Annotated in this window: 19 protein-coding genes and 1 pseudogene; 16 read left to right on the top strand and 4 right to left on the bottom strand. The window is 38.0% G+C overall.

The window, feature by feature from the left end:
* Positions 1 to 1,241 precede the first annotated feature (1,241 nt).
* The gene (locus AC0QT1_RS02895) at positions 1,242 to 1,985 is read right to left on the bottom strand and encodes a nuclease (protein WP_473200975.1); all 744 of its coding nucleotides are present in this window, start codon (positions 1,983 to 1,985) and stop codon (positions 1,242 to 1,244) included.
* A gap of 170 nt (positions 1,986 to 2,155) precedes the next feature.
* Between AC0QT1_RS02895 and AC0QT1_RS02890 the strand changes: the two genes are divergently transcribed.
* The 15 genes and pseudogenes from AC0QT1_RS02890 to AC0QT1_RS02820 all read left to right on the top strand — a co-directional run bounded on the left by AC0QT1_RS02890 (position 2,156) and on the right by AC0QT1_RS02820 (position 15,052).
* Complete coding sequence (locus AC0QT1_RS02890) at positions 2,156 to 2,506, top strand: TrbC/VirB2 family protein (protein WP_473200976.1); 351 nt, start codon at positions 2,156 to 2,158, stop codon at positions 2,504 to 2,506.
* 24 nt (positions 2,507 to 2,530) lie between these two features.
* Positions 2,531 to 2,857 (top strand): VirB3 family type IV secretion system protein, encoded by a 327-nt coding sequence (locus AC0QT1_RS02885; protein ID WP_473201603.1) that lies wholly within the window; start codon positions 2,531 to 2,533, stop codon positions 2,855 to 2,857.
* A complete protein-coding gene (locus tag AC0QT1_RS02880; RefSeq protein WP_473201602.1) occupies positions 2,854 to 5,214 on the top strand; it encodes a VirB4 family type IV secretion/conjugal transfer ATPase in 2,361 nt (786 codons plus the stop codon). The genes AC0QT1_RS02885 and AC0QT1_RS02880 overlap by 4 nt, the downstream gene beginning before the upstream one ends.
* Positions 5,211 to 5,978, top strand: coding sequence for a TrbJ/VirB5 family protein (locus AC0QT1_RS02875; protein ID WP_473201601.1), 768 nt, complete (start codon positions 5,211 to 5,213; stop codon positions 5,976 to 5,978). Before AC0QT1_RS02880 ends, AC0QT1_RS02875 begins: the two co-directional genes overlap by 4 nt.
* A 21-nt stretch (positions 5,979 to 5,999) precedes the next feature.
* Positions 6,000 to 6,557 (top strand): EexN family lipoprotein, encoded by a 558-nt coding sequence (locus AC0QT1_RS02870; RefSeq protein WP_473201600.1) that lies wholly within the window; start codon positions 6,000 to 6,002, stop codon positions 6,555 to 6,557.
* Between the two features lie 2 nt (positions 6,558 to 6,559).
* Positions 6,560 to 6,832, top strand: coding sequence for an EexN family lipoprotein (locus AC0QT1_RS02865; RefSeq protein WP_473201599.1), 273 nt, complete (start codon positions 6,560 to 6,562; stop codon positions 6,830 to 6,832).
* Positions 6,833 to 6,835: 3 nt separating this feature from the next.
* The gene (locus AC0QT1_RS02860) at positions 6,836 to 7,189 is read left to right on the top strand and encodes an EexN family lipoprotein (RefSeq protein ID WP_473201598.1); all 354 of its coding nucleotides are present in this window, start codon (positions 6,836 to 6,838) and stop codon (positions 7,187 to 7,189) included.
* A gap of 144 nt (positions 7,190 to 7,333) precedes the next feature.
* On the top strand, positions 7,334 to 7,645 hold the full coding sequence (locus tag AC0QT1_RS02855) for an EexN family lipoprotein (RefSeq protein WP_473201597.1): 312 nt from the start codon (positions 7,334 to 7,336) through the stop codon (positions 7,643 to 7,645).
* A 65-nt stretch (positions 7,646 to 7,710) separates the two neighbouring features.
* Positions 7,711 to 8,646 carry a TrbL/VirB6 family protein gene (locus AC0QT1_RS02850; protein ID WP_473201596.1) on the top strand — a complete coding sequence of 312 codons (936 nt, stop codon included), beginning with the start codon at positions 7,711 to 7,713 and terminating at the stop codon, positions 8,644 to 8,646.
* A 59-nt stretch (positions 8,647 to 8,705) separates the two neighbouring features.
* Positions 8,706 to 8,999 carry a type IV secretion protein VblB7 gene (locus AC0QT1_RS02845; protein ID WP_473201595.1) on the top strand — a complete coding sequence of 98 codons (294 nt, stop codon included), beginning with the start codon at positions 8,706 to 8,708 and terminating at the stop codon, positions 8,997 to 8,999.
* Positions 8,996 to 9,664, top strand: coding sequence for a VirB8 family type IV secretion system protein (locus tag AC0QT1_RS02840; protein ID WP_473201594.1), 669 nt, complete (start codon positions 8,996 to 8,998; stop codon positions 9,662 to 9,664). The genes AC0QT1_RS02845 and AC0QT1_RS02840 overlap by 4 nt, the downstream gene beginning before the upstream one ends.
* Before the next feature lie 3 nt (positions 9,665 to 9,667).
* Positions 9,668 to 10,519, top strand: coding sequence for a P-type conjugative transfer protein VirB9 (gene virB9 / locus AC0QT1_RS02835; RefSeq protein ID WP_473201593.1), 852 nt, complete (start codon positions 9,668 to 9,670; stop codon positions 10,517 to 10,519).
* Positions 10,520 to 10,546: 27 nt separating this feature from the next.
* Positions 10,547 to 11,764, top strand: coding sequence for a type IV secretion system protein VirB10 (gene virB10, locus AC0QT1_RS02830; protein WP_473201592.1), 1,218 nt, complete (start codon positions 10,547 to 10,549; stop codon positions 11,762 to 11,764).
* A gap of 3 nt (positions 11,765 to 11,767) precedes the next feature.
* On the top strand, positions 11,768 to 12,820 hold the full coding sequence (gene virB11 / locus AC0QT1_RS02825) for a P-type DNA transfer ATPase VirB11 (RefSeq protein WP_473201591.1): 1,053 nt from the start codon (positions 11,768 to 11,770) through the stop codon (positions 12,818 to 12,820).
* 1,091 nt (positions 12,821 to 13,911) lie between these two features.
* A pseudogene (locus AC0QT1_RS02820) lies at positions 13,912 to 15,052 on the top strand (tyrosine-type recombinase/integrase).
* Between the two features lie 1,131 nt (positions 15,053 to 16,183).
* On the opposite strand, the gene AC0QT1_RS02815 reads toward AC0QT1_RS02820, so the two are convergent.
* A complete protein-coding gene (locus AC0QT1_RS02815) occupies positions 16,184 to 17,173 on the bottom strand; it encodes an RluA family pseudouridine synthase (protein ID WP_473200989.1) in 990 nt (329 codons plus the stop codon).
* A 209-nt stretch (positions 17,174 to 17,382) separates the two neighbouring features.
* Between AC0QT1_RS02815 and AC0QT1_RS02810 the strand changes: the two genes are divergently transcribed.
* Positions 17,383 to 19,167 (top strand): glucan ABC transporter ATP-binding protein/ permease, encoded by a 1,785-nt coding sequence (locus AC0QT1_RS02810; RefSeq protein ID WP_473200990.1) that lies wholly within the window; start codon positions 17,383 to 17,385, stop codon positions 19,165 to 19,167.
* Positions 19,168 to 19,234: 67 nt separating this feature from the next.
* Here AC0QT1_RS02810 and alaS read toward each other — a convergent pair whose 3' ends face one another.
* Both alaS and recA read right to left on the bottom strand, forming a co-directional pair.
* Entirely contained in the window at positions 19,235 to 21,898 is a 2,664-nt protein-coding gene (gene alaS, locus AC0QT1_RS02805) for an alanine--tRNA ligase (protein WP_473201590.1), read from the bottom strand.
* Positions 21,899 to 22,054: 156 nt separating this feature from the next.
* A complete protein-coding gene (gene recA / locus AC0QT1_RS02800) occupies positions 22,055 to 23,098 on the bottom strand; it encodes a recombinase RecA (RefSeq protein WP_473200992.1) in 1,044 nt (347 codons plus the stop codon).
* Positions 23,099 to 23,431 lie beyond the last annotated feature (333 nt).

Here is a 23,431-nt window from a genome sequence, read left to right as displayed (position 1 = left end):
TGATCTATTCTTCTGAATCTCTAATGAAACCATAAGATTACGAATGAAAGCACCGTTATTGTGGCAACAGTGTGCTTTATTGTTTATTGAATATTTTTTTGTATTGCTATATATAAAAATAGGTGAAGATAGAATAATAATGATTCAGTAACTATCAAATTTATTTTCCACAAAAAGAACTTTTATCATATATGTGAAAATTCAAATGAAAGAAATTAAATTACGACAAGGGCTGTATTCTTCATATTAAAATATGTTCCTCAATAAACCTAGAATTTGTACTAGTCATCGGATTATTCAACCATATATTATGGAGCACAAATTGATAGATTACAAGACCGATGAAGTGATCCATATAACAACAACACACGTTATTGAAAAAGAAAAAATTTCATAAAAATATTTTCTGCCAAAATTCAAGTCTTTGTGATCTCTCTCGCACGAGCTATTTAGCTGTTGTATTCGCTTTACAAACCGATCACACCAATCAAAGGTAAAGCATGACGAAAGCATCACTCTTATTTTGCATAATGAAAGAGTTCATGAGCAAAAACTCACTATGACGGAGAAAATATTTATAGTGACTTAAAAGAACGCCTAAACAGAGAAATGTTGAAACCAAGATTCCCTAATCAATATTGGATCATTGGTTAATTCTTTAAAGGAGAGAAAGTTGCTTTCATGAAAGAATATCAAGTTGATCTTGAACATTTCACAAAATAGGAGAATTTCTGCTAGGCTTTGAATCTTCGTCTTTTTTTGTTATTTTTTTATTTAATATACTATAGCATTTCTTTTAGGTACAAAAAGAAACTTTCCTCTTCTATCAGGATTGCAAATTCACGCAAGAATAACAAAAAAATCCGTTATAGAGTTATAGGCAATAACGCATTTAGATGCCCTGTAAGAAGTGTCTTTACCCTTAAAATCGAAGGGTTGTTCGTTTTTTCAATAAACGCGAGACTGATCGTATGATTTTGGTGAACGAACAAAGAGTTTGAAAAGCGAATAGTCTCTCCATATAAAAAGCATAGCAACGCGACGTATAAAAATGGCAACACGCTGTCGTAGAGTGCTGTAGTGATTAAGTAAATATGTAAGCTTAATAAAAACAACAATTTTCCATAACGAAAATTATCCATCAATCCACAAAGTAGATGTAATCAACTTTACCGGACAAGGCTAATTGTGGACTATTGTTCAGTCAGTAAAAAGACAGATAAAAAGGATCATTGAGCATACTAATTAGGATCAATGGGATTATACGTGCCGTTATCTCTTCTCCACTCTTCTGGTGGATCAAACTGGCTAGACCACAATCCCACTTGTGCTTTTTGTGCTGCAAATTGTAAGTTTTTATAGTCCGCTGGAGAAGGAAAATGATTCTGATCTTTTGTCAAAACCATCATCCCTTCTGAAAGTCCCAAGCGAGCAAGGTCAACGCCATCCACAAAACACTGCGCATAATAAACCTGTTTTATAACACGCGCTTGCCGACAAGTGATCTCTTTATCAATTGTTTTTGACACAAGCCATGCCGTAACAAAAGCACCACATGGCCACTTAATTCCATTACGTGAAGCAAATTGCCGTGTTTCACAGGATTCAACACTATACAAATGGATATTTCGAACAATCTTTTTTCTCCAGCCCTCATCTATAGGCGTAATCATTTTAAAAGTAACACCACTTGTTACCTGTATAGCACCTGAATAGACAGGAACATTCTCATCATAAAATTGTGTTGATAATGATTCTGAATGCAAAAGCGTTCCTTGTCTATGAGATTGATCTGTCAATTTTAAATCCGGCTTTAAATTCGGTTCTTGAAATGGTTTTTCCACTATCATTTTGATGCTTTGCACAAAAGAATTTTGGTTCAAGTTTTCAGAATTTTGAATAAAATAAAAAGCACCAAAAACAATAATATAAATGAAAATCAAATATTTAAACGATGCACGAAGAGATTTTTTAAAAAGTATCATTTTGAATATTATAAATATTTGTGTTTATTTTAATAAAAAAGATAAAATACTATAAATTAAAACAGTAGCGCTCGTTGTTTTTTTAAATTATAAAAATTTTATATTTGATTCATTTATTAATGAATAGATTGGGAAATCTTTTTTTTTAATTAATACGCGGGGACATTTCCATGCTAAAAATAAATAATCCGTTTACGGACGCTCGTTCTTTACAAAAATCAACCTTCTCGAATTCACAAAACAAATGGTTAACCACACTATTTATGTTGTTTATTGCATTTATAGCACTCAGTGAACCAGCATTTGCGCAAGATTTCGGATCAATTCAAAGCGCTCTTGATAAATTAGTGAATGCCTTAACAGGTCCCATTGCAAAATCGATTGCCACAATTGCTGTTGCTGGTGTTGGTCTTGCGTGGATTGCTGGTTATATTGAAATGCGTAAAGCTTTCTTTGTCTGCGTTGGCATTGGCATTATTTTTGGTGCACCGCAAATTGTAGCAATGCTTTCCAATAAGTAATTTTCACTCAAGCATTTTAAAATCATGAAAGAACGCGATAAGCTAACGGAAGATACGTTGTTTCTTGCCTGTACACGCCCTGCAATGATTGCAGGCGTGACAGTTGAGGCTATGGGGTTAAACGCTATGGGGACACTGATATTGTTTATTATAACAGGCAATATTTTTCTTGTAACCTTTGGTATTACTGGGCATTTCATCTTCAAAGAAATTCTTAAGCACGACCATAATAAATTTCGTATTCTTTTGACGTGGCAAAAAACACGTGTTTTTGCCAGAAACGCTCATCTGTGGGGCGGTGCAAGTCTTTCTCCACTGCGATTAGTTCGCATTTATGAGGACTTGAAATGAACAGCATAGAGCGCAAGCGTGAAAAGCAGCCGGAAGCCATCATTCCTTATGTGCGCCATGTCAACAAACATGTCATCGCATTGGAATCTCGAGCCCTTATGACGGTTGTGAAGCTTGAAGGCATTAATTTTGAAACGGCTGATATTGCTGATTTAAATGTGCTTCACGAACAGCTCAATAACTTGTTTAAGAACATAGCTGATGAACGGATAGCAATTTACAGTCATATCATCAGAAAGCGTGAAACGATCTATCCAGATGGTACTTTCAGATCACAATTTGCCAAGCAGTTAGATGATAAATACCGTGAACGGATGGTTTCTCAAGAACTATATCGTAATGATCTCTACCTTTCTATTTTGTGGAATCCGCACGTTGACAAAGCAGACAAATTGGTTGATTTTTTCAAGCGTTTAGGAAAAGCGAAAGAAACAAAAACGGAAGTGGATCAAGAGTCTGTTCGCAAACTTGAAGACGTCACCACGGATATTATTCAAAATTTACAGCGCTATGGAGCTAAAAAACTTAGCCTTTATGAATATGAAGGCAATGTTTTTTCGCAACAAAGTGAATTTATTCACCAACTTGTTGGCGGGCGTCGTGAACGTGTGCCTCTAACCTGGGGGACAATAGCATCCACTGTTTATTCAGACCGCCTTATTTTTGGGAAAGAAATCATAGAGATACGCCATGAATCAGGACGGCGTTTTGCCGGCATGTTTGGTTGGAAAGAATATCCAGCAAAAACCAAAACAGGCATGACAGATGGTTTGCTCACTCTTCCCTTTGAGTTTATTTTTACCCAATCTTTTATTTTTAAAAGCAAAAATATTGCCAAGCAGATTATGGGGCGCAAACAAAATCAAATGGTGAATGCTGGCGACCGCGCCGGATCACAAATTTTAGAATTGGATGATGCGTTAGATGATCTTGAATCCAACCGCTTTGTATTGGGTGAACATCACTTATCATTGGCCGTTTTTTCTGATACGCCGCAAGAGTTAGCAGATAATCTTGCCAAAGCCCGATCTCGTCTCACAGATGGCGGTGCGGTTGTTGCACGAGAAGATCTTGGACTTGCCGCTGCTTGGTGGGCACAATTGCCGGGGAATTATGCCTATCGCACGCGCTCTGGAGCGATTACAAGCCGCAACTATGCGGCACTTTCTCCTTTTCATTCTTTTCCAGTTGGGAAAATAGATGGCAATGCATGGGGACCAGCTGTAGCATTGATGAAAACCAGTGCCGGTTCACCCTTTTATTTTAATTTTCATTTTGGCGATTTAGGCAACACATTTGTTTGTGGCCCCTCTGGTTCTGGTAAGACTGTTATTGTCAATTTTCTGTTAGCGCAACTTCAAAAGCATGATCCCAATATGATCTTTTTTGATAAAGATCGTGGAGCGGAACTTTTTGTGAGAGCCGGTGGTGGCACTTATATGCCGTTGAAGAATGGTCAACCAACGGGGATAGCACCGCTGAAGGGGTTAGATTATAGCAATCCATCAGACAGAGTATTTTTACGGCAATGGATTACCAAACTGGTTTCAGCAGAAGGTCAAACGATTAGTGAATCAGAAAGGCAAGATATTTCTGCAGCGGTTGACCAATTAGCCCTGTTGCCTAAGGAACAACGCACGATTTCCGCCCTGCAAATGTTTTTTGATACCACCCATAGAGAAGGCATAGCAGGTCGTTTAGAGAGATGGTGTCGCGGCAATGCATTGGGATGGGTTTTTGACAATCCTGATGATGATATTGGCATTGATGCAAAATTCATTGGCTATGACATGACGGATTTTTTGGACAATGACGAAATTCGTCCTCCATTAATGATGTATCTTTTTCATAGAATTCTCTCTCTGATTGATGGACGCCGCATTATCATTGTCATTGATGAATTCTGGAAAGCCTTAGAAGATGATTCCTTTAAGGCCTTTGCGCAAGATAGGTTAAAAACAATCCGTAAACAGAATGGTTTGATGCTTTTTGCCACCCAATCTCCGAAAGACGCTATCAATTCGACCATTGCCCACACCATTATAGAACAATGCCCAACGCAGATTTATTTTCCCAACCAAAAGGGGAACCACGCTGATTATGTTGAAGGTTTTAAATTATCAGACAGAGAATTTAACCTCGTACAAACAGAATTAAGCCGAGAGTCTCGGCGTTTTCTCATCAAACAAGGACAAAGTTCTGTTGTAGCAGAACTGAATTTACGGGGTTTTGATGATGAAATAGCCATTTTAAGCGGCACAACAAAGAATATTGAACTCCTAGAAACCATTATGGATGAAGTTGGTGAATCTCCAGAAAAATGGCTTCCTCTTTTTCAAGAAAGGTCAAAACAATGAAGAAACTTTTATTGGCAACAGCCCTTTGCGCAATATCTCTTAGCTTAAAAACAAATGCATTTGCCTTCATTGTATTCGATCCCACCGCTGCAAGCAACATGATGAAGCAATTTCAACAAGGCACACAACAGCTCAACAAATTGCAACAACAAATTCAACAAGGCAAAGAACAGCTAGACCAATTAAAGAGCCAACTCAATCAAATGAAACAATTATATAGTTCTTTAAATGTAAAACCTGACACATCGGCATTGCAAGAAATGTTCAACAAACAAGGGAGCAATGGCGCCCTCCCTTCTGATTTCAATCATTTTGAAAATTCGATCAATGGTAGCGGCGGTGGCAGTGGTGGCGGCAGCAAAAACGCTGAAAAATGGAAAGAAAAGCTCTTATACAAAGAGCCATCAGGCGGTGCGGGTTCAAAAGCCGCCGTTGATGCTTTTTATGAACAAGAAGTTAAAAAAGCACAACAAAGCATGATAGGACAAGCCTCAACAGGGCAAGCCGTTTATGAAGAAGCAAGTGAAACACAAAAAAACATTACAAAACTTCTGGATGAACTTGGCAGTACTGAAGACGCCGGTAAAATTCAAGGCATTCAAGCCCAATTAGCCGCAATACAAGCAAAACTTCAAACCCAAGTCTTACAAATGCAAGCCAACGCCATGATTCAACAAGCAGAAGACAAAGCCAGAGAGGAACGTGGTTACGAAGAATTTAGAGCACGATATAAAGATTTTGCAAAACAACTGCGTGGTCAGTAAACGAAAAAAGAGGGAAAAATCATGAAAAAAACAATCATCACCGCACTACTGTTAGGTACTGGAATGATTGCTGCTGGTTGTGAAAAGACCTACAGCGTAGAAGAATTTAAAAAAGATCCAAAATTGATGGAAGAGTGGGCAATAAAATGTGGATGGACAGGCAACTCAAAAAATTGTGAAAATGCAAGATTTGCCGCTCACCAACTTGCTGAAGAACGCCAGAAACAAAGAGAAGAGGAATACCGTAAGGAGAGAGAAGAACGAGAAAAGCAGCGAAAAGAAGAAGAAGCAAAAAGAAAAATTGAACAAGAAAAATGGAAAGCTGAACTTGAAAGACGGAAAGCTGAACAAGAAAAGCGGCGAATTGAAGAAGAAAAACAGCTAGCGGAGCAAGAAGAGAGAAGAAAAATTGAACTTGAAAAGTGGAAAGCTGAACAAGATGCTAAATCGCAACATTATCTTGAGGATAAGCAGAAAGAAATAGATGAATACCTTCGTAAATCCGCTGAAGATGACGCTAAAAAAGAAGCTGAACGAAAAGCGAAAAAAGAAGCCGAAAAACAACAGGGAAGCAATTAATCATGAACAAAGTCATTATAACAGCATTGCTACTATGCACTGGAATGATCGCTGCTGGTTGTGAAAAAACCTACAGCGTAGCGGAATTAAAAAAAGATAAAAAACTGATGGAAGAGGTATTAATGAAATGTTTGATATCAGGGGATATCAGTACGCAGAATTGTAAAAACGCAGAACAGGCTGAAGTGGAAACCCGTAAAAAATGGGAATGGGGGGGCGTTGGCTCTACAAACAGCGATAAACAAGAATCTGAAAAACAACAGGACAATAAGTAAATCATGAAAAAGAAGATCATCACCACATTGCTCCTATGCACTGGGCTTATTACTGCTGGTTGTGAAAAGATCTACAGCGTAGAAGAATTTAAAAAAGACCCACAATTAAGGTCAGAATGGGATGCTAAATGTGGATTTGCAGGAACTTCAAAAAATTGTGAAAACGTAAGATTAGCTGCTTTAGAACTTCAAAAAGAATATGAAGCAAAAGCTGAAGAGAGAGCTCGTAAAGCTCAAGAGAACCTTGATAAAGCATTTGAAAGAATTAAAGCTAGACAAAAAGCTGATCAAGAAAAATGGGAAGCTGAACAACAAGAGAGAGAACGAAAAGCGAAAGAACAATCCGAAAAGAAATAGAACAATAATTAAATTATAAAAACATTTATGGCAAAAAGATGTCTTTGCCCTAGATGTATCATCATTTGCTACAAAAAGTGATAGTGTAGCTAAACTTTAAAATTATATTCAAACTTTGTAAAACTGAAAGAAGGGGAATTAATCATGAAAAAAACAATCATTACCACATTGCTAGTATGCACTGGGCTTATCGCTGCTGGTTGCGAAAAAATCCATAGCGTAGAAGAATTTAAAAAAGATGAAAGTTTACGCGAAAAGTGGATACCTGAATGTATGTGGAGAAAACCTTCTCAAACAAAATCCCCCCAAAATTGTGAAAACTTAGAAGAAGCAAATAGTGAACTTAGAAAAGAGAGTATACAAGAGCTTATAAATAAATATCGTGAAAAATATCCTGACAATGACGATAAGCAAAAAGCAAAAGAACAATCGGAAAAACAACAGAACAATAATTAAATCATAAAAAATCAATTTCGTATGGAATACGGACCCTATAGATTGCAAAGGGGTGAGGAAAGACAATGGCAAACTATGACATATTTACCTTCATAGATAATGGATTAATGGAGCCCCTTACAAGGGTAATGAACAACACCATTTCACATCTCTCATCGTCTTTAGCGGGTCCGGTTAAACTATCTTGTATACTATACATTGTATTTATGGGTTACAATGTCATCTATGGACGTTCTTCCACGCCCTTATGGGACTTTATAGCAACAACTTTCAAACTTGGCATCGTTGTTGCACTCGCCACAAAGGCTGCTACCTACAATACGTGGGTCAAAGATATCTTTTTCGATAATCTGCCAAATGCCATTGCACATATCATACAAGGGGCAACACACTCAGATAAAAATATCTGGGATAATATGATACAAACTGCTGCTAAACACGTTTTTGAATCGGCAAACAAAGAAAATGGGTTTACATTTGTTGTTTACTGGCTTGCTGGTCTTACCTGTTTAATAATTACTGCTATCTTTTGTGCCGTTGGTTTTTTCGTCTCAATATTTGCTAAAATTGGTTTATTTCTTGTCATATCAGTGGGGCCCCTTTTTATAAGTCTTTATCTGTTTTCAGCAACAAGAAAATATACAGAAGCATGGTTAACTCAAACAGCAAACTTTATCATTTTGCAGATATTGATCGTTATACTTGGTGGTTTGTATGTCGATGTTGCAGTGGGGCTCATTTCAAAAAGTGCTCAAGATATGATAATGGCTTTAGTTCAATTTTTTGGTATTAGCATTTGTGGCCTAGTTATTTTTTACAAATTACCTGAAATTGCATCGGGTTTATCGGCTGGTGGCGCCTCCCTTACAGGATTAACAAAAGCAGGTTTAGATACAGTAACAGCTCCTTACAGAGCATATCAAAGGGCAAAACAGCGTGCAGAAGAGCGTAGGGAAAAGATGGAACAGAAAATGCTAGCACTATTAGCTCTAATAAAATAAAAGGAAATAGAAGAGTATTAAAAACTCACATTAACATTACGAGGGGTCTAAGTTCAAAAATGCGGGAATTTAAAAAAATTGGGGCAATTTTATCGCTTGTCCTCTTAAGTGGTTGTATGTCTTCATCACACACCCTGAAGTCATTACCAAAATGCGATGGCTATTCTAAGCGACCATTAAACAAATCAATGTGGAATTGGGAAGGGAAAAAACCCTCCCCCACTCCTGTCATCATTAGTAACAATACAGACATCAAACCACCCCCTCAAGAGGGTGTTTACAAAGCCCTTGTGGCACAAAAATTAACCGATCAAGAAATCGAATCCTATAAAGATTGCGGGCAAAAAGCATGAAAGAAAAAGACCTAGAGCAATATATTGCTGAAGCGCGCTTGTTTGATCAAGACCGGATGATAGCCTCACGCCGCATCACCCGCGCGTCACTCACCATCGCTGCTATAGCCGTGACAGTCGCCATCATCTCCTCCCTAGCGGTCATAACACTCACACCCCTCAAAACCGTTGAGCCTTTCGTCATCCGCGTCGACAATTCAACAGGAATTGTCGAAGTTGTCGAAGCCTTAAAAGAAGGACCGACAAATGTCGACGAAGCAATCACGCGCTACTTTGCCGCAAAGTATGTCCGTTCTCGCGAAGGCTTTGAAGCCGAAGAGATACAAAACAACTTCCAGACAGTCTCCCTACTCTCTTCCTCTAAAGAACAGACCAGATTTGCCACCTGGTATGGAGCACGAAACCCACAAAGCCCCCAAATTCTCTATAAAAACGCCATCGCTACAATAACGATAAAATCAATCTCCTTCATCAATCAAGATGTCGCACAGGTACGTTATTACAAAACCGTTCGTGATAATGATAATAGAGAATCCATCACCCATTGGGTTGCAACACTCACCTTTGAATACACCAACGCCCCCATCTCCGTACAAAATCGCCTCATAAATCCTCTTGGCTTTATTGTTAGTGAATATAGAACAGATCCAGAAGTGGTCAACTGATCCATGAAAAAAAAATTCCTTTTTCTTTTTCTCAGCACTATTGCCTTTTCTCCCACTTATTTGGGCAATGCAAGTGTTTTTCCCACCCGCGCTCCAAACGACAATCGCATTCGTTTTATCAACTATGACGCCTACAATGTCACAAAAATTATTGGCTCGATACGCTCATCCGTACAAATAGAATTTTCTGCCAATGAAGAAATAGCCCACGTCGCTATTGGCAACAGCGTAGCATGGGAAGTTGCTCCAGCTGGCAACATTCTTTTTCTCAAAGCCCGTGAAGTGCAACCTATTACCAATCTGCAAGTTGTCACCACACGCCGTGATGGCTCAAAACGTTCTTACCAATTCGAACTCACGGTGAAAGATGGAGAAATCGCATCTGGTAATGAAACCTATTTCCTTGTCAAATTCCGCTACCCACAAGATGAAGCGGAACAAAGAAGAATAGAAGCACTCTTGCGACAAGAAAAGAGACAAGCACAACGTATTGATGGTCTCTTTGATACTTATGAACAATATGGACCACGCAATTGGGCTTATACCGCTCAAGGGTCCATCACTCTTGAACCATCATCCGTTTATGACAATGGAAAAACAACAACTTTTACATTTCCAAACAATCAAGAAATCCCTGCTATTTATATTATAAACAGTGACGGTACAGAATCCCTCGTTCCCAAAACCACCAAGGGCAATATGGTCATTGTCCATGCAATTAGCTCCAGATTCACGCTAAGATATGGAAAAAATGTTTTATGCATTTTCAATGAAGCTTACCAACGACAAGGTTCAAATCCAGGAACAGGAACAACTTCACCATCTGTTGAACGCAAAATCGCATCAGATCTTTAAAACAGCGGGAATTGAGGGGAATACATTATGAGTGATAACGGTGAGACACACATTGAAGATCGTGGTGCGATTGGGGATAATAGAAATAATACCTCAAAAAGCCTAGGAACAAAAATCGTTGTTATTATAGTCTTCTTAGGATTTTGTGCCTATGTCCTCTGGAATATCTTCTCGACCCCAACATCAACAAAAGACACAGCAAAACCGCATAAGAAAGCGACACAAAACTTTCATAATTCACTCGCCCCTTTAGAATTAGCACCCCCAAATCCCCAAGCAAAAATAGGGCAAATTGTTTTACCACCACCACAACCACTCACACCAGAACCGAAAAAAGATGATCCCCTCCTTGATGCAGCAAGACGCGCTCCAGTTTTAGCTTTTGGCAATGATTCCCAATCTAAATTAAAGGATTTCGTAAAAAATAATTTTGCTAGCACCCTCGAAAAGTTTAACCCGCTTGAAAAACTAAATGCCCTAGAAAGTCTTAAAGACACACAAAGTTTTACGGCTCTTTTAAAACCCACAAAAACAGAAGAGACAAAGGCAAGTCTCATCGGCAATAGAAACTTTATCATCGCCATGGGAACATCAATCCCCTGTATATTAGAAACAGCCTTAAACAGTGATCAACCAGGATTTGCAAGTTGTATCATTAACCGTGATATCCTCTCTGATAATGGTCGCGTTGTTCTACTTGATAAAGGAACGCAAGTGGTAGGCGAATACCGAGGAGGAATAAAACAAGGGCAATCCCGCCTCTTTGTCCTTTGGACAAGAGCAAAAACACCAAATGGTGTCATCATTCCCCTTGCCTCACCAGCAACCGACAGTTTAGGCAGAGCCGGTTTTGATGGCAACATCAACACCCATTGGTGGGAACGCTTTGGTTCAGCCCTCCTACTCACCGTTATTGACAGCGCTTCAGCAACCTTAACAAACAGATTGACAAACAATTCCAACGCAGCAGGTACCAACAACTCTGGAGGCGGAGGTTTCGGCGGCGGAAATCTTGGAGGAGCAAATAATCTTGGAAAAGATACAGCAAGTGTTGCTCTTGAAAATCAAATCAACATCCCGCCTACCCTAGAAAAATTTCAAGGAGAAGTCGTCAACATCTTTGTAGCAAGAGATTTGGATTTTTCATCAGTTTATAAACTAGCTATAACAGAGAGGAGGAATAAAATTTTTCCTCGCTCTATTCCAAGAAATTTCTTCCTCCATTCTCAAATTCGGCAAAAATAAATTATGGCAACAACAAAAAATTCAGAACGCGCATCAATCGTTTTAACGAAATTAAAAATATTAGAGAAATATCTGAATGATGAAAATTTATTTGAAATTGTTATCAATCGTCCTGGCGAAGTTATCGTGGAAAGCTCCAATGGTTGGCAAACCCATATCCTAAAAGAACTAACCTACGGCGAACTAGAAGGAATTGCAAAAGTTGTTGCGGCTTATACCACACAAAAAATCAGTGTAGAAAATCCCGTCCTCTCCGCCACACTTCCCAATAATGAACGCATACAAATTGTCATGCCTCCTGCCGTTGCAGCCAATACGATCAGCATGACAATTCGTAAACCTTCATCACGAACCTTTTCTCTTGAAAGTTTACACGAAAATAATCTGTTCTCCGTCACAGGGAAGGTCAGTTTTACACCCATCAACCAAATGATTAAACGTGTAAACGAACTTTCTGATACGGAGAAAGAGTTAACAGATTTGTTTGTTGCCAAAGATTTTTGTAATTTCTTAGAGAGAGCCGTTATTACCCAACAAAATATTTTGATATCTGGAAAAACCGGTTCGGGTAAAACAACACTCTCCAAAGCTTTAATTGCAAAAATTCCCGAATATGAACGAATTCTCACCATTGAAGACACTCCAGAACTGGTCGTTCCGCATTCAAACAAAGTGCAACTCTTTTATTCAAAAGACAATCAAGGGCTGGCAAAAGCAGGAGCAAAAGAACTCCTTGAATCTGGATTACGTATGCGCCCCGATAGAATCCTTTTACAAGAGCTTCGGGATGGTACAGCTTTTTACTATATCCGCAATGTTAATTCCGGTCACCCCGGTTCAATCACAACTGTTCACGCATCAACCGCACTTTCTGCCTTTGAACAAATGACTCTCCTTGTAAAAGAAAGTGATGGTGGTTCTAGTTTAGCACGTGATGATATCCGTGGTTTATTAATTTCTATGATTGATGTCATCATTCAATGCAAACGCCTTGAAGGAAAATTTCGCGTGACAGAAATTTATTACGACCCCTTTAAACGCCGAGATGCTTTCTAAAAACAACCAAAACCCATTAAACAAATCCACACACGTTCCTGTGTATGTTCAAATCGTAATATTGACCACTCATTTTACAAATTAAAAATCAATCTAGCTCACTACATTCAATAGATATTCCAAAACCGCACCAATCTCCTCTTCAATGAATAATCTCTGTATCGTAAAGGTAACGGCTCTCTCTGTTGCAAGAACAGTATTATTTTTTTGATTTTAAATCTTTTCACGTGTCAGAATTACACTATATACAAAAAACAATAAATTCAATATCTTATGTATATTTATTTTGTTTATTCCTCCCATCACAATCCACACTTTCACGCATGTTTCAATTGTCCATTTTTTATAACCAATTGCCATGTATAAACAGAGCACAACAAGAAAATCATGTGACGAATATAATACCGCATATGAGCATTAGAAAACCGCTATCATCATAACAGTTCATAAATTTTATAATACGCCTTTATCACAACAAATCGCATTGTTAAAACGTTGTCGTTTGAACTTATCATAACAAAAATTACACTGGCTTAAAGATCATGCCTTCTTTTGAAGATTAAATTGATATCGCATAAAGAGATTACAGTCTCCAAAAAGAGGGAAAGCTAAATCTAAAGGTGTTATCAAAACATCCTCATAATACCGTACCGCCTTTTAAAAAACCATAGTTTAAAACTGCCTATAAAGACTGCATAAAAGGATCTTGAAAAAATATCAATTGATATAATTTTTTTAATTTAGAAAATACTCAATAGCTATCTATCAATACAGATCATCCCAACAAGGAATGGAAACCATCATGTTATGTCGTATCAAATAGAAAGCCTTTTAATGCTCTAACGCAGTTAGATATCAAAAGCTGTTTTGAAATTTAGAGTTTACAAAAGTGATAAAATTAAATTTGGATTGCATAGATAAGATATTGATTTATAATAATAATTCACTGTTTTGCATGTTGAATGAGAGCCCCGAATATCCTAAGATTCTCTCATTTCAAACCTGCTTATGTTGAATCAATCAAAATCATCCCCTTGCACGTAACAAGTGGGATTATCGTGTGGATAGAAAACATTTAGAAAGGAGCAAAAATGCCTCTTATGAATCGTCTTAATGCAAGAGCTGTCACAACATTGGGGGCTGGTAAATATAATGATGGTGCTGGCTTGTTACTTCATAAGGGTAAAGATGGGGGTGCTCAATGGATTTACCGATATACCATTCACGGACACCGTCGTGAAATGGGCTTGGGTGCTTTAAGAAATATTTCTTAAAAAAAAAGCCCGTGAATTAGCAACCCAATGGCGTTCTGTTTTGAATGAGGGTCGTGACCCCATTAAAGAACGTGATAAACAAAAGCGTGAGGCAATGCGTAATCTGCATTATTTAAAAGATATTGCTTTAGATACTTTTGAAAGCCGTAAAACTGAATTAAAAAATGATGGTAAAGATGGAGATTGGTTTTTACCTTTAAAACTTCATATTCTCCCTAAGTTAGGCTGTCTCCCTATTTCAGAGATTACACAAACTGATATACGCAATACACTTGCTCCCATTTGGCATACAAAAGCTGGAACAGCTCGAACGGCATTGATGCGTCTTAATCTTTGTTTCAAACATGCTGCTGCCTTGGGATTGGATGTTGATTTACAAGCAACAGAAAAAGCAAAGGCTCTCTTAGGAAAACAACGCCATAAAACGCAAAACGTACCAGCAATGGATTGGAAAGATATACCAGCTTTTTATAAAACACTTTGCGAAAAAACAACCCTAACACAACTGGCTTTGCGTTTGCTTATTCTGACAGGTGTTCGTACATATCCTTTGCGTCATATCCATAAAGATCAAGTTGATGGTGATATATGGACCATCCCTGCTGAAAATATGAAAGGAAGGCGTGATGCTACAACAGAGTTTCGCGTGCCTCTATCAAATGAAGCATTAGAAATTTTGAAACAAGCGCGTTCGCTATCTCGCAATGATTTCTTTTTCTCTGCATCCGGTCGTGGTCCCCTTGCTGAGAATTCTATGTCACAATATATGAGAAAAACTGGACTTGATGCCTGTCCGCATGATTTTCGTTCTAGTTTACGCGACTGGTTAGCAGAAACAACCGATGCTCCTTTTGAGGTAGCAGAAACCATTCTAGGTTATACAGTCGGGGGTAAAGTAGAACGTGCCTGTCGTCGTACTGATTATTTAGAACAGCGCCGTGTTTATATGAATAAATGAGCGGCTTACGTTACAGGTCAATCTTAAAAGATGGGGTTTTGTACCCCATCATTTCTTCATTATCTGTGGATAACTTTCTTTCTTCGTTCTCTCATTTTTGCTCAATAAGACTCATAAATTATCAAATGAGAAAATACATCATAACTTACTGTTTTTTATAAATAAACTTACTTTGCAATCTCAATAAAATATGGTTAATAAATACTTATGTTTTGTTAATATTTGTTTAGATTGAAAGGATCAGTTATGACTGAAAATGATGTTCTTCTTACAGACCGTGAAAGTGCACAATTATTGCATATTTTAGACATCTCAAAAATGAGAACTCTCTCTTTAAAATAAGCAGAGAAAAGTTAAGAAAATCATATCATTAAACATCAATGTTTAAAGAGAATTATACAAAGAGCACGCATCAAAATTTAGAGTGGTTAATTTTGCCAACTCAAAATTGAACCGGCTTATTTAAAAGAAGTTACCTTTAGTAAGGAAAGAAATAAGTTTATGATAGACTCTTTAAAGGAATGTTTAAGCGTTTAAAGCCATCAAGAAAGCAATAACATTATAGGTTAAAAATTGCGTTCTAAAGAATATATATTTATAAGGATGAAAAGCTGGTATTGATCATCACCCCAATGATCACTTTCTATTGAAAGCATTTTCTTATAAAAAAACTCATACGCTTAGAATTAACAATAGATCAACTTTGAAGTCTTTAATTTGAATGCTCATATGCGTTATACTATTTGCTACATGTTTTGATCTTTATGCTCTGTTTATACATGGTAATTATTCATAAAAGTGTGGATTCTGCTGGAGAAGTGAACAAAATAAAAGCACGTAATGTATTAATTTAATTGCACTTTTACAATATGATATCTACTGTCCCTCCGATGTTTGAAATTTTACATGACTTATATCACTATTAAAAAAAGATATTTGACGTTATAATAAAATAAAGAAACTGTAGAAAAAGATCTTAGAAGTGATATCCGCAATTTATTACTAAAAAACAGAACTCTTTAGTGATAAGAATCTTATCAAAAAAAGCTCTTCATAATAAATTCATTACACCTTATTAAATCATAAAAAATTTACACAAACCAAAAAGAACAAACTGTAAAAATTTTTCTCTTATTCTGTTTCTGTATCCCCATCAATTTCATTAAAAGCCAAAAGATTAAAGCTTTGTACCATATGAGGAGGTAAAGGCGCAACAACATCCAATACTCCTCCTGAAGGATGAGGAACACGAAGTCGACGTGCATGAAGGTGAAGGCGGTTTTGCATCCCCCCTGGTAACGTCCAATTACTATCAGAAAAAAAATATTTTGAATCGCCAATAATCGGGTGATCTATATAAGCAGCATGCACACGTAGTTGATGTGTTCTCCCCGTATAGGGTTCCATTTCAAGCCACGAAAGAGCCCGCCCCCTAGTATCTAAAACGCGATAGTAGGAAACAGCATGGTTAGAATCAGGTTCTCCATGTTCACAAACACGCATTTTATCACCTTGTGCAGTAATTTCCTTAACCATCCATGTTGAAATTTTATCCTGATTTTTTTTAGGCACTCCCCGAACCAATGCCCAATAAGTTTTTTTTGTTTCTCGTGTTCTAAAAGCAGCTGTTAAAGCCTGTGCAACCCCTCTTGATCGAGCCACAACCAGAACACCTGATGTTTCACGATCAAGCCGATGAACCAAACGTGGTTTTTCACCTTTTTTATTGCGCCATACCTCAAGCATACTGTCAACATGGCGCGTCAAGCCAGAGCCACCTTGTACAGCTAACCCAGCTGGTTTGTTGAAAACAAAAACTTTTGAATCCTCATAAAGTAGCATTTTTTTCAAAAGGGTTTCATCATCCTGTCCACGAAGTATTTTTTCCGTTACAGGGGAACTCTCCTTGTCACCAATAGGTAAAGGCGGGACACGAACAGACTGCCCCATAAGAAGACGCGTATCGGCTTTCACACGTCCACCATCAACCCGTACTTGACCAGAACGCAGCAATTTTTGTAAATATCCAAATCCAAGACCTGGATAATGTACTTTAAACCAACGATCTACACGCATTCCGTTTTCATCTATCTCAACTTTTTTTATTTTTACGCCTGCCATGAAAACTTCCTCGCCAATATAATTTTATCTATCAACTCTTTCTCTCCTCTTTAAAAAGACAAAAATCTATATCCCATAGGATTGGCTTTATCACACCATATTACAGTTAGTATTCAAAATTGCATTTTCTTACTGTTCAAATTTTATTAGCTCAAAGCCTAGCGTACAAAAATCGATAACCTTGCAATAGCTCGTGGAGATAATCATCTGTGTCCTTATTCAAAACATATGCTCGTGTTCTTAACTATCTAAACAAAGAAAAAAAGGCATCTATTTTAATCTGTACCGCTAATATTATGCTAGCTATTATTACTATTGCAGAACCTATTTTATTTGGACGCGTCATTGACTCTATCACAGAAAAAACAGCTATTATCTCGACCCTTACAATTTGGGTGTGTTTTGGTATTTCTCATATTATCGCCTATGTCCTTGTTGCTCGCAGCGCTGATCGCTTAGTCCATAGACGCCGCTTAGCTGTTTTAACTGAATCTTTTGAGCGTATCATCACCATGCCTTTAACTTGGCATCAACAACGTGGAACTTCTAATGCTCTTCATATACTTTTGCGCGCTGTAGACTCTCTGTCAACCCTATGGCTTGACTTTATGCGTCAACATCTTTCAACTCTTGTCGCATTATGCGTTCTTATTCCTATAGCTTTTAACATGAATTGGCGTCTTTCAACAGTCTTGGTAATACTTGCCATTATCTATGTCTTGATTGCACGTTTAGTGATGCGCAAAACAAAAAACGGACAAGCTGCTGTAGAATGCTATCATCATAATGTTTTTAAGCATATCAGTGATTCAATTTCTAACGTTTCCATTGTACAAAGCTATAATCGAATAAAGGAAGAAACCTTAGCATTGCACCAGCATACAAACGATCTTCTACAAGCACAAAACCCTGTTCTCAATTGGTGGGCTCTTGCCAGTGGCTTAAACCGAATGGCTTCAACCATTTCAATAGTTTGTGTTCTTCTCCTTGGAGCTTTTTTTGTAGCAAAAAGCCAATTACGTGTAGGTGAAGTTGTTGCCTTTGTCGGATTTGCACAATTAATGATTAGCCGTTTAGATCAAATGAGTAATTTTATTAATTTAACTGTATCTTCACAAGCAAAACTACAAGAATTCTTTTCAATGGAGGACTCAACTTTTCATATCAGCGAACCTGAAAATTTACCTTCTCTCCAAAATGTTAAAGGCTCTATACAATTTCATCATGTTAGTTACAAATTTCCTAATTCTTCTCAGGGAATCTTCGACATTTCCTTTGAAGTTAAAACAGGACAAACTGTTGCAATTGTAGGACCAACAGGTGCTGGGAAAACAACATTAATCAATTTATTACAACGTGTATATGACCCTACATTTGGATATATCACCATTGATGGAATAAATATACGCTCTGTTAATCGTGAATCCTTACGCAAATCTTTAGCAACCGTGTTTCAAGATGCCTGCCTTTTTAACCGAAGTATTCATGACAATATTTCAATAGGGAAAACAACAGCAACAGATGAGGAACTTTATGCAGCAGCAAAAATAGCTTCTGCTCATGATTTTATTCTGAAAAAAACCGATCGTTACAACACAATAGTTGGTGAACGAGGGTCTCAATTGTCAGGAGGAGAAAGGCAAAGATTAGCAATCGCACGCGCTGTTTTAAAAAATGCGCCCATTCTTATTTTAGATGAAGCAACAAGTGCTCTTGATATCGAAACAGAAGCATATGTAAAAAAGGCTCTTGATTGCATAAGCCGTAATCGTACTACTTTTATTATAGCGCATCGCCTTTCAACAATACGCGATGCTGATATTGTGCTATTTTTAGAAAATGGTCACCTAATTGAAAAAGGAAACTTTCAAGAATTGATCGATAAAGGTGGCCGCTTCTATAAACTCTTAGAAACCAGCGGTTTAACATTCAATCAATCAACAATAGAAAACGATGAAAATGTAATCCCCTTGCATAAAGCCATAGCTTCATAGAATCTGTAAGTCCCCCTCCTCTCTTTAAGAGATCTCGAATCTAAGAAACAATATAACCAATCAGAAATTATCCTTCAAGAGCGGTTTTTAGTGCCGCGAGTGCCTCATCAGCCTTATTCCCTTCAGGACCGCCAGCCTGCGCCATATCAGGGCGACCACCACCACCTTGACCACCAAGAACACCGGAAACAATACGTACTAAATTAACAGCATTCAACTTATCCGTTAAATCATCTGTAACACCAACAACAGCACTCCCCTTACCATCCTCTGAAACAGTAATAAAAGCAATGACTCCAGACCCAATCTGTTTTTTTCCAGAATCCACCAATGCCTTAAGATCCCGCGGTAAAACATTATTCATAACATGTCCCATAAAAGATATGCCATTGATGATGCTAACATCTTCTTGACCACCTTGTATCATCTCCCCACTCAGCAGCATTTTCTTATGTACATCATTCAACTCTTTTTCAAGTTTACGACGATCATCAAGCAAAACCTGAATCCGTTCTTCCACATCAGTAGGGGAAGTTTTTAAAAGGCCTGCAATCTCATGCATACGCTCATCTTGGCGCTTAAGATGGAGGCGTGCTGCTGTGCCTGTTAAAGCCTCAATACGACGCACTCCTGCTGCTACAGAACTTTCAGAAACAATATGAATCAAACCAATATCCCCTGTTCTCTCTACATGCGTCCCTCCACAAAGCTCAATTGACCAGTGACTTTTTGATTCTTCCTGTTCAAGCTGAGTACCCATAGAAACAACGCGAACTTCATCACCATATTTTTCACCAAATAATGCCATTGCACCCTCAGAAATTGCATCATCCGCGAGCATAAGGCGTGTTTTTACCTCACTATTTTGCAAAACAACATCATTTGCTAAATCTTCTATTTCCTTCAATTCTTCTAAAGAAACGGATTTTGGATGGGAAAAATCAAAACGCAACCGATCGGGTAAGACAAGAGAACCTTTTTGTGTAACATGAGATCCCAATGTTTGACGCAAAGCTTCATGTAATAAATGAGTAGCGGAATGATTTGCGCGAATTTTTCTACGACGAACAACATCAACAGCTAATTCCACACAATCAGAGATCCTTGCCTGACCAGATTTAATCTCTCCAATATGAATAAAAACACCATCACCTTTTTTTTGAGTATCATGCACCTCAAAAACAAAATTTTCACCAGAAATAATACCACTATCACCAATCTGTCCCCCAGATTCACCATAAAAAGGTGTTTGATTCGCAACAAGAATGGCTTTCTGCCCCGAAGAAATATGATCAACAATTTTACCATCACACACAAGAGCGGTAAGAACGCCTTCAGCTTTTTCTGTTTCATAACCCAAAAACTCTGTAGCTCCCACCTGATCACGAATGGAAAACCAGATCTTTTCTGTTACAACCTCCCCAGAACCAGACCAATGAGCACGCGCTTCTGCTTTCTGACATGCCATCGCTTTATCAAAGGCATCAATATCAACAATTATTCCACGCCGCCGCAAAACATCCTGTGTTAAATCAAGCGGAAAACCGTAGGTATCATAAAGCTTGAAGGCAACTTCACCATTAAAATGATCCCCTTCTTTGAGATGAGTACTTGCTTCATTCAACAAACCAAGTCCCCGTTCAAGAGTTTTACGAAACCGCGTTTCTTCTAACCTTAAAGTTTCTGAAATCAAAGATTCAGCACGCACCAATTCAGGATAAGCTTGCCCCATTTCACGAATTAACGTGGGCAAAAGTCGCCACATTAACGGCTCTTTAGCACCAAGAAGATGCCCATGACGCATAGCACGACGCATAATACGACGTAAAACATACCCCCTTCCTTCATTGGAAGGAAGAACACCATCTGCAATCAAAAAGGCAGATGCGCGAAGATGATCCGCAATCACACGATGGCTGGCAACAAAATCACCCGTTGCTTTAACTCCTGTTATCTCTTGTGAAGCACTCATTAATGTACGAAAAAGATCAATGTCATAATTATCATGAACACCTTGTAAAACAGCAGCAATGCGCTCTAATCCCATACCTGTATCAATAGAAGGCTGAGGCAACTCAATACGCTCTTCCTTGCTCACTTGCTCGTACTGCATAAAGACAAGATTCCAAATCTCAACAAAGCGATCACCATCTTCGTCAGCACTTCCAGGTGGCCCTCCCCAAATTTTATCACCATGATCATAAAAAATCTCCGAACAAGGACCGCAAGGACCTAGATCCCCCATTGCCCAAAAATTATCAGCCGTCGCAATACGGACGATCTTTTCATCTGGAAGTCCTGAAATTTTACGCCACAATTCAGCAGCCACATCATCACTATGATAAACCGTCACTAACAACTTATCTTTTGGAAGACAAAATTCTTTTGTTAAAAGCTTCCATGATAAAAAAATAGCTTCTTCCTTGAAATAATCACCGAAAGAAAAATTACCCAGCATTTCAAAAAATGTATGATGGCGTGCCGTATAACCAACATTGTCAAGATCATTATGCTTTCCACCGGCACGGACACATTTTTGTGCTGTTGCGGCTTTTTTATAAGAACGCTGTTCAAGTCCCGTAAAAACATTTTTAAACTGCACCATTCCTGCATTTGTAAACATGAGTGTAGGATCATTACGTGGAACAAGTGGGCTAGAGGTCAGAACTTCATGCTCATTAAGATGAAAATAATCTAGAAAAGTTGACCGTATGCTATTAACGCTATTCATATGGATACCTGCAGTGGACAGTACAAAATTATAAAAACCTCCCACTCTCATTAAATAAACTCTTCGTAATCCTTAGAGTCCATTTAATCAAAAAGTGGAATGTTAAAAAACAAAGAATAAACGATCTTATACTTAAAAAATTTAACAAACGTGCATTCAAATTGTTTCATCGTTTTCTATATTTTCTGATCCTACATTTTCTAACAATTCAATTGCAATCAAACCAGCATTTTGACGCAAAGCCGTCTCGATTTCTGCAGCTATTTCTGCGTGTTCACGTAAAAACTGCTTGGCATTTTCTCGCCCCTGTCCTAATCGTTGAGAATTATAAGAAAACCACGCGCCAGATTTCTCTACAATACCAACCTTGACACCTAAATCAATCAACTCACCTACTTTGGAAATACCCTCACCGTAAATAATGTCAAACTCAACCTGTTTAAATGGAGGTGCAAGTTTATTCTTCACCACTTTAACACGTGTCTGATTACCAACAATCGCATCCCGATCTTTAATAGATCCAATACGGCGAATATCTAAACGAACAGAAGCATAAAACTTTAAGGCGTTCCCACCTGTTGTTGTTTCTGGAGAACCAAACATAACACCAATCTTCATGCGAATTTGATTAATAAAAACAACCATGCAATTAGAGCGAAAAATTGCTGCTGTTAATTTTCGCAATGCTTTACTCATCAACCGTGCCTGTAACCCAGGTAAAGCATCCCCCATCTCACCATCAATTTCTGCACGTGGTGTTAAAGCTGCTACGGAATCAACAACAAGCACATCAACAGCACCAGAACGAACCAATGTTTCTGTAATTTCCAATGCCTGTTCACCAGTATCTGGCTGAGAAATAAACAAATTTTCTAAATCAACACCAAGCTTACGTGCATAAATAGGATCAAGAGCATGCTCCGCATCAATAAAAGCACAAATTCCACCAATTTTCTGAGCCTCAGCAATAGCATGAAGAGCTAATGTTGTTTTTCCAGAACTTTCTGGACCATAAATCTCAATAATACGTCCCTTCGGTAATCCACCAACACCCAATGCAATATCCAAGGACAATGAACCTGTTGGAATCGTCTCAATTTCAACGACCTGTTCTTTTTGCCCAAGACGCATAATAGAGCCTTTACCGAAAGCACGTTCAATTTGAGAGAGAGCTGCATCGAGAGCTTTTGCTTTATCCACGATAATATCCTTGATCAATTCATAATAATCCAATATTCAATGTACACTGTTATTTTTGGTTAACTAAAGTCTAGAGTTTAGATTTTCACAGACTATTTCCATTTCCATACCGCATCTACAAGACAAACCCCATCTAAGATAAAGAACTTAAATTCTTTAAACTTAGAGCACGCAATAGACTTCCCCTACTCCCCCTATATAAAGGAGAAAACTCGATACAGTTATAGCCTTCCTCGAGAAAAGAAACAATGTAAATTTCAACATAAACTTTATACAAAGCCTCTCTCATCCTTCTTTATACACACTAAAAAAATCCCTAGCATTTAACCACTT

The sequence above is a fragment of the Bartonella sp. P12B genome, assembly GCF_055796185.1.
The sequence above is the reverse complement of the archived record's forward strand: the minus strand, read 5'-3'. Positions and strand labels throughout refer to the sequence as shown.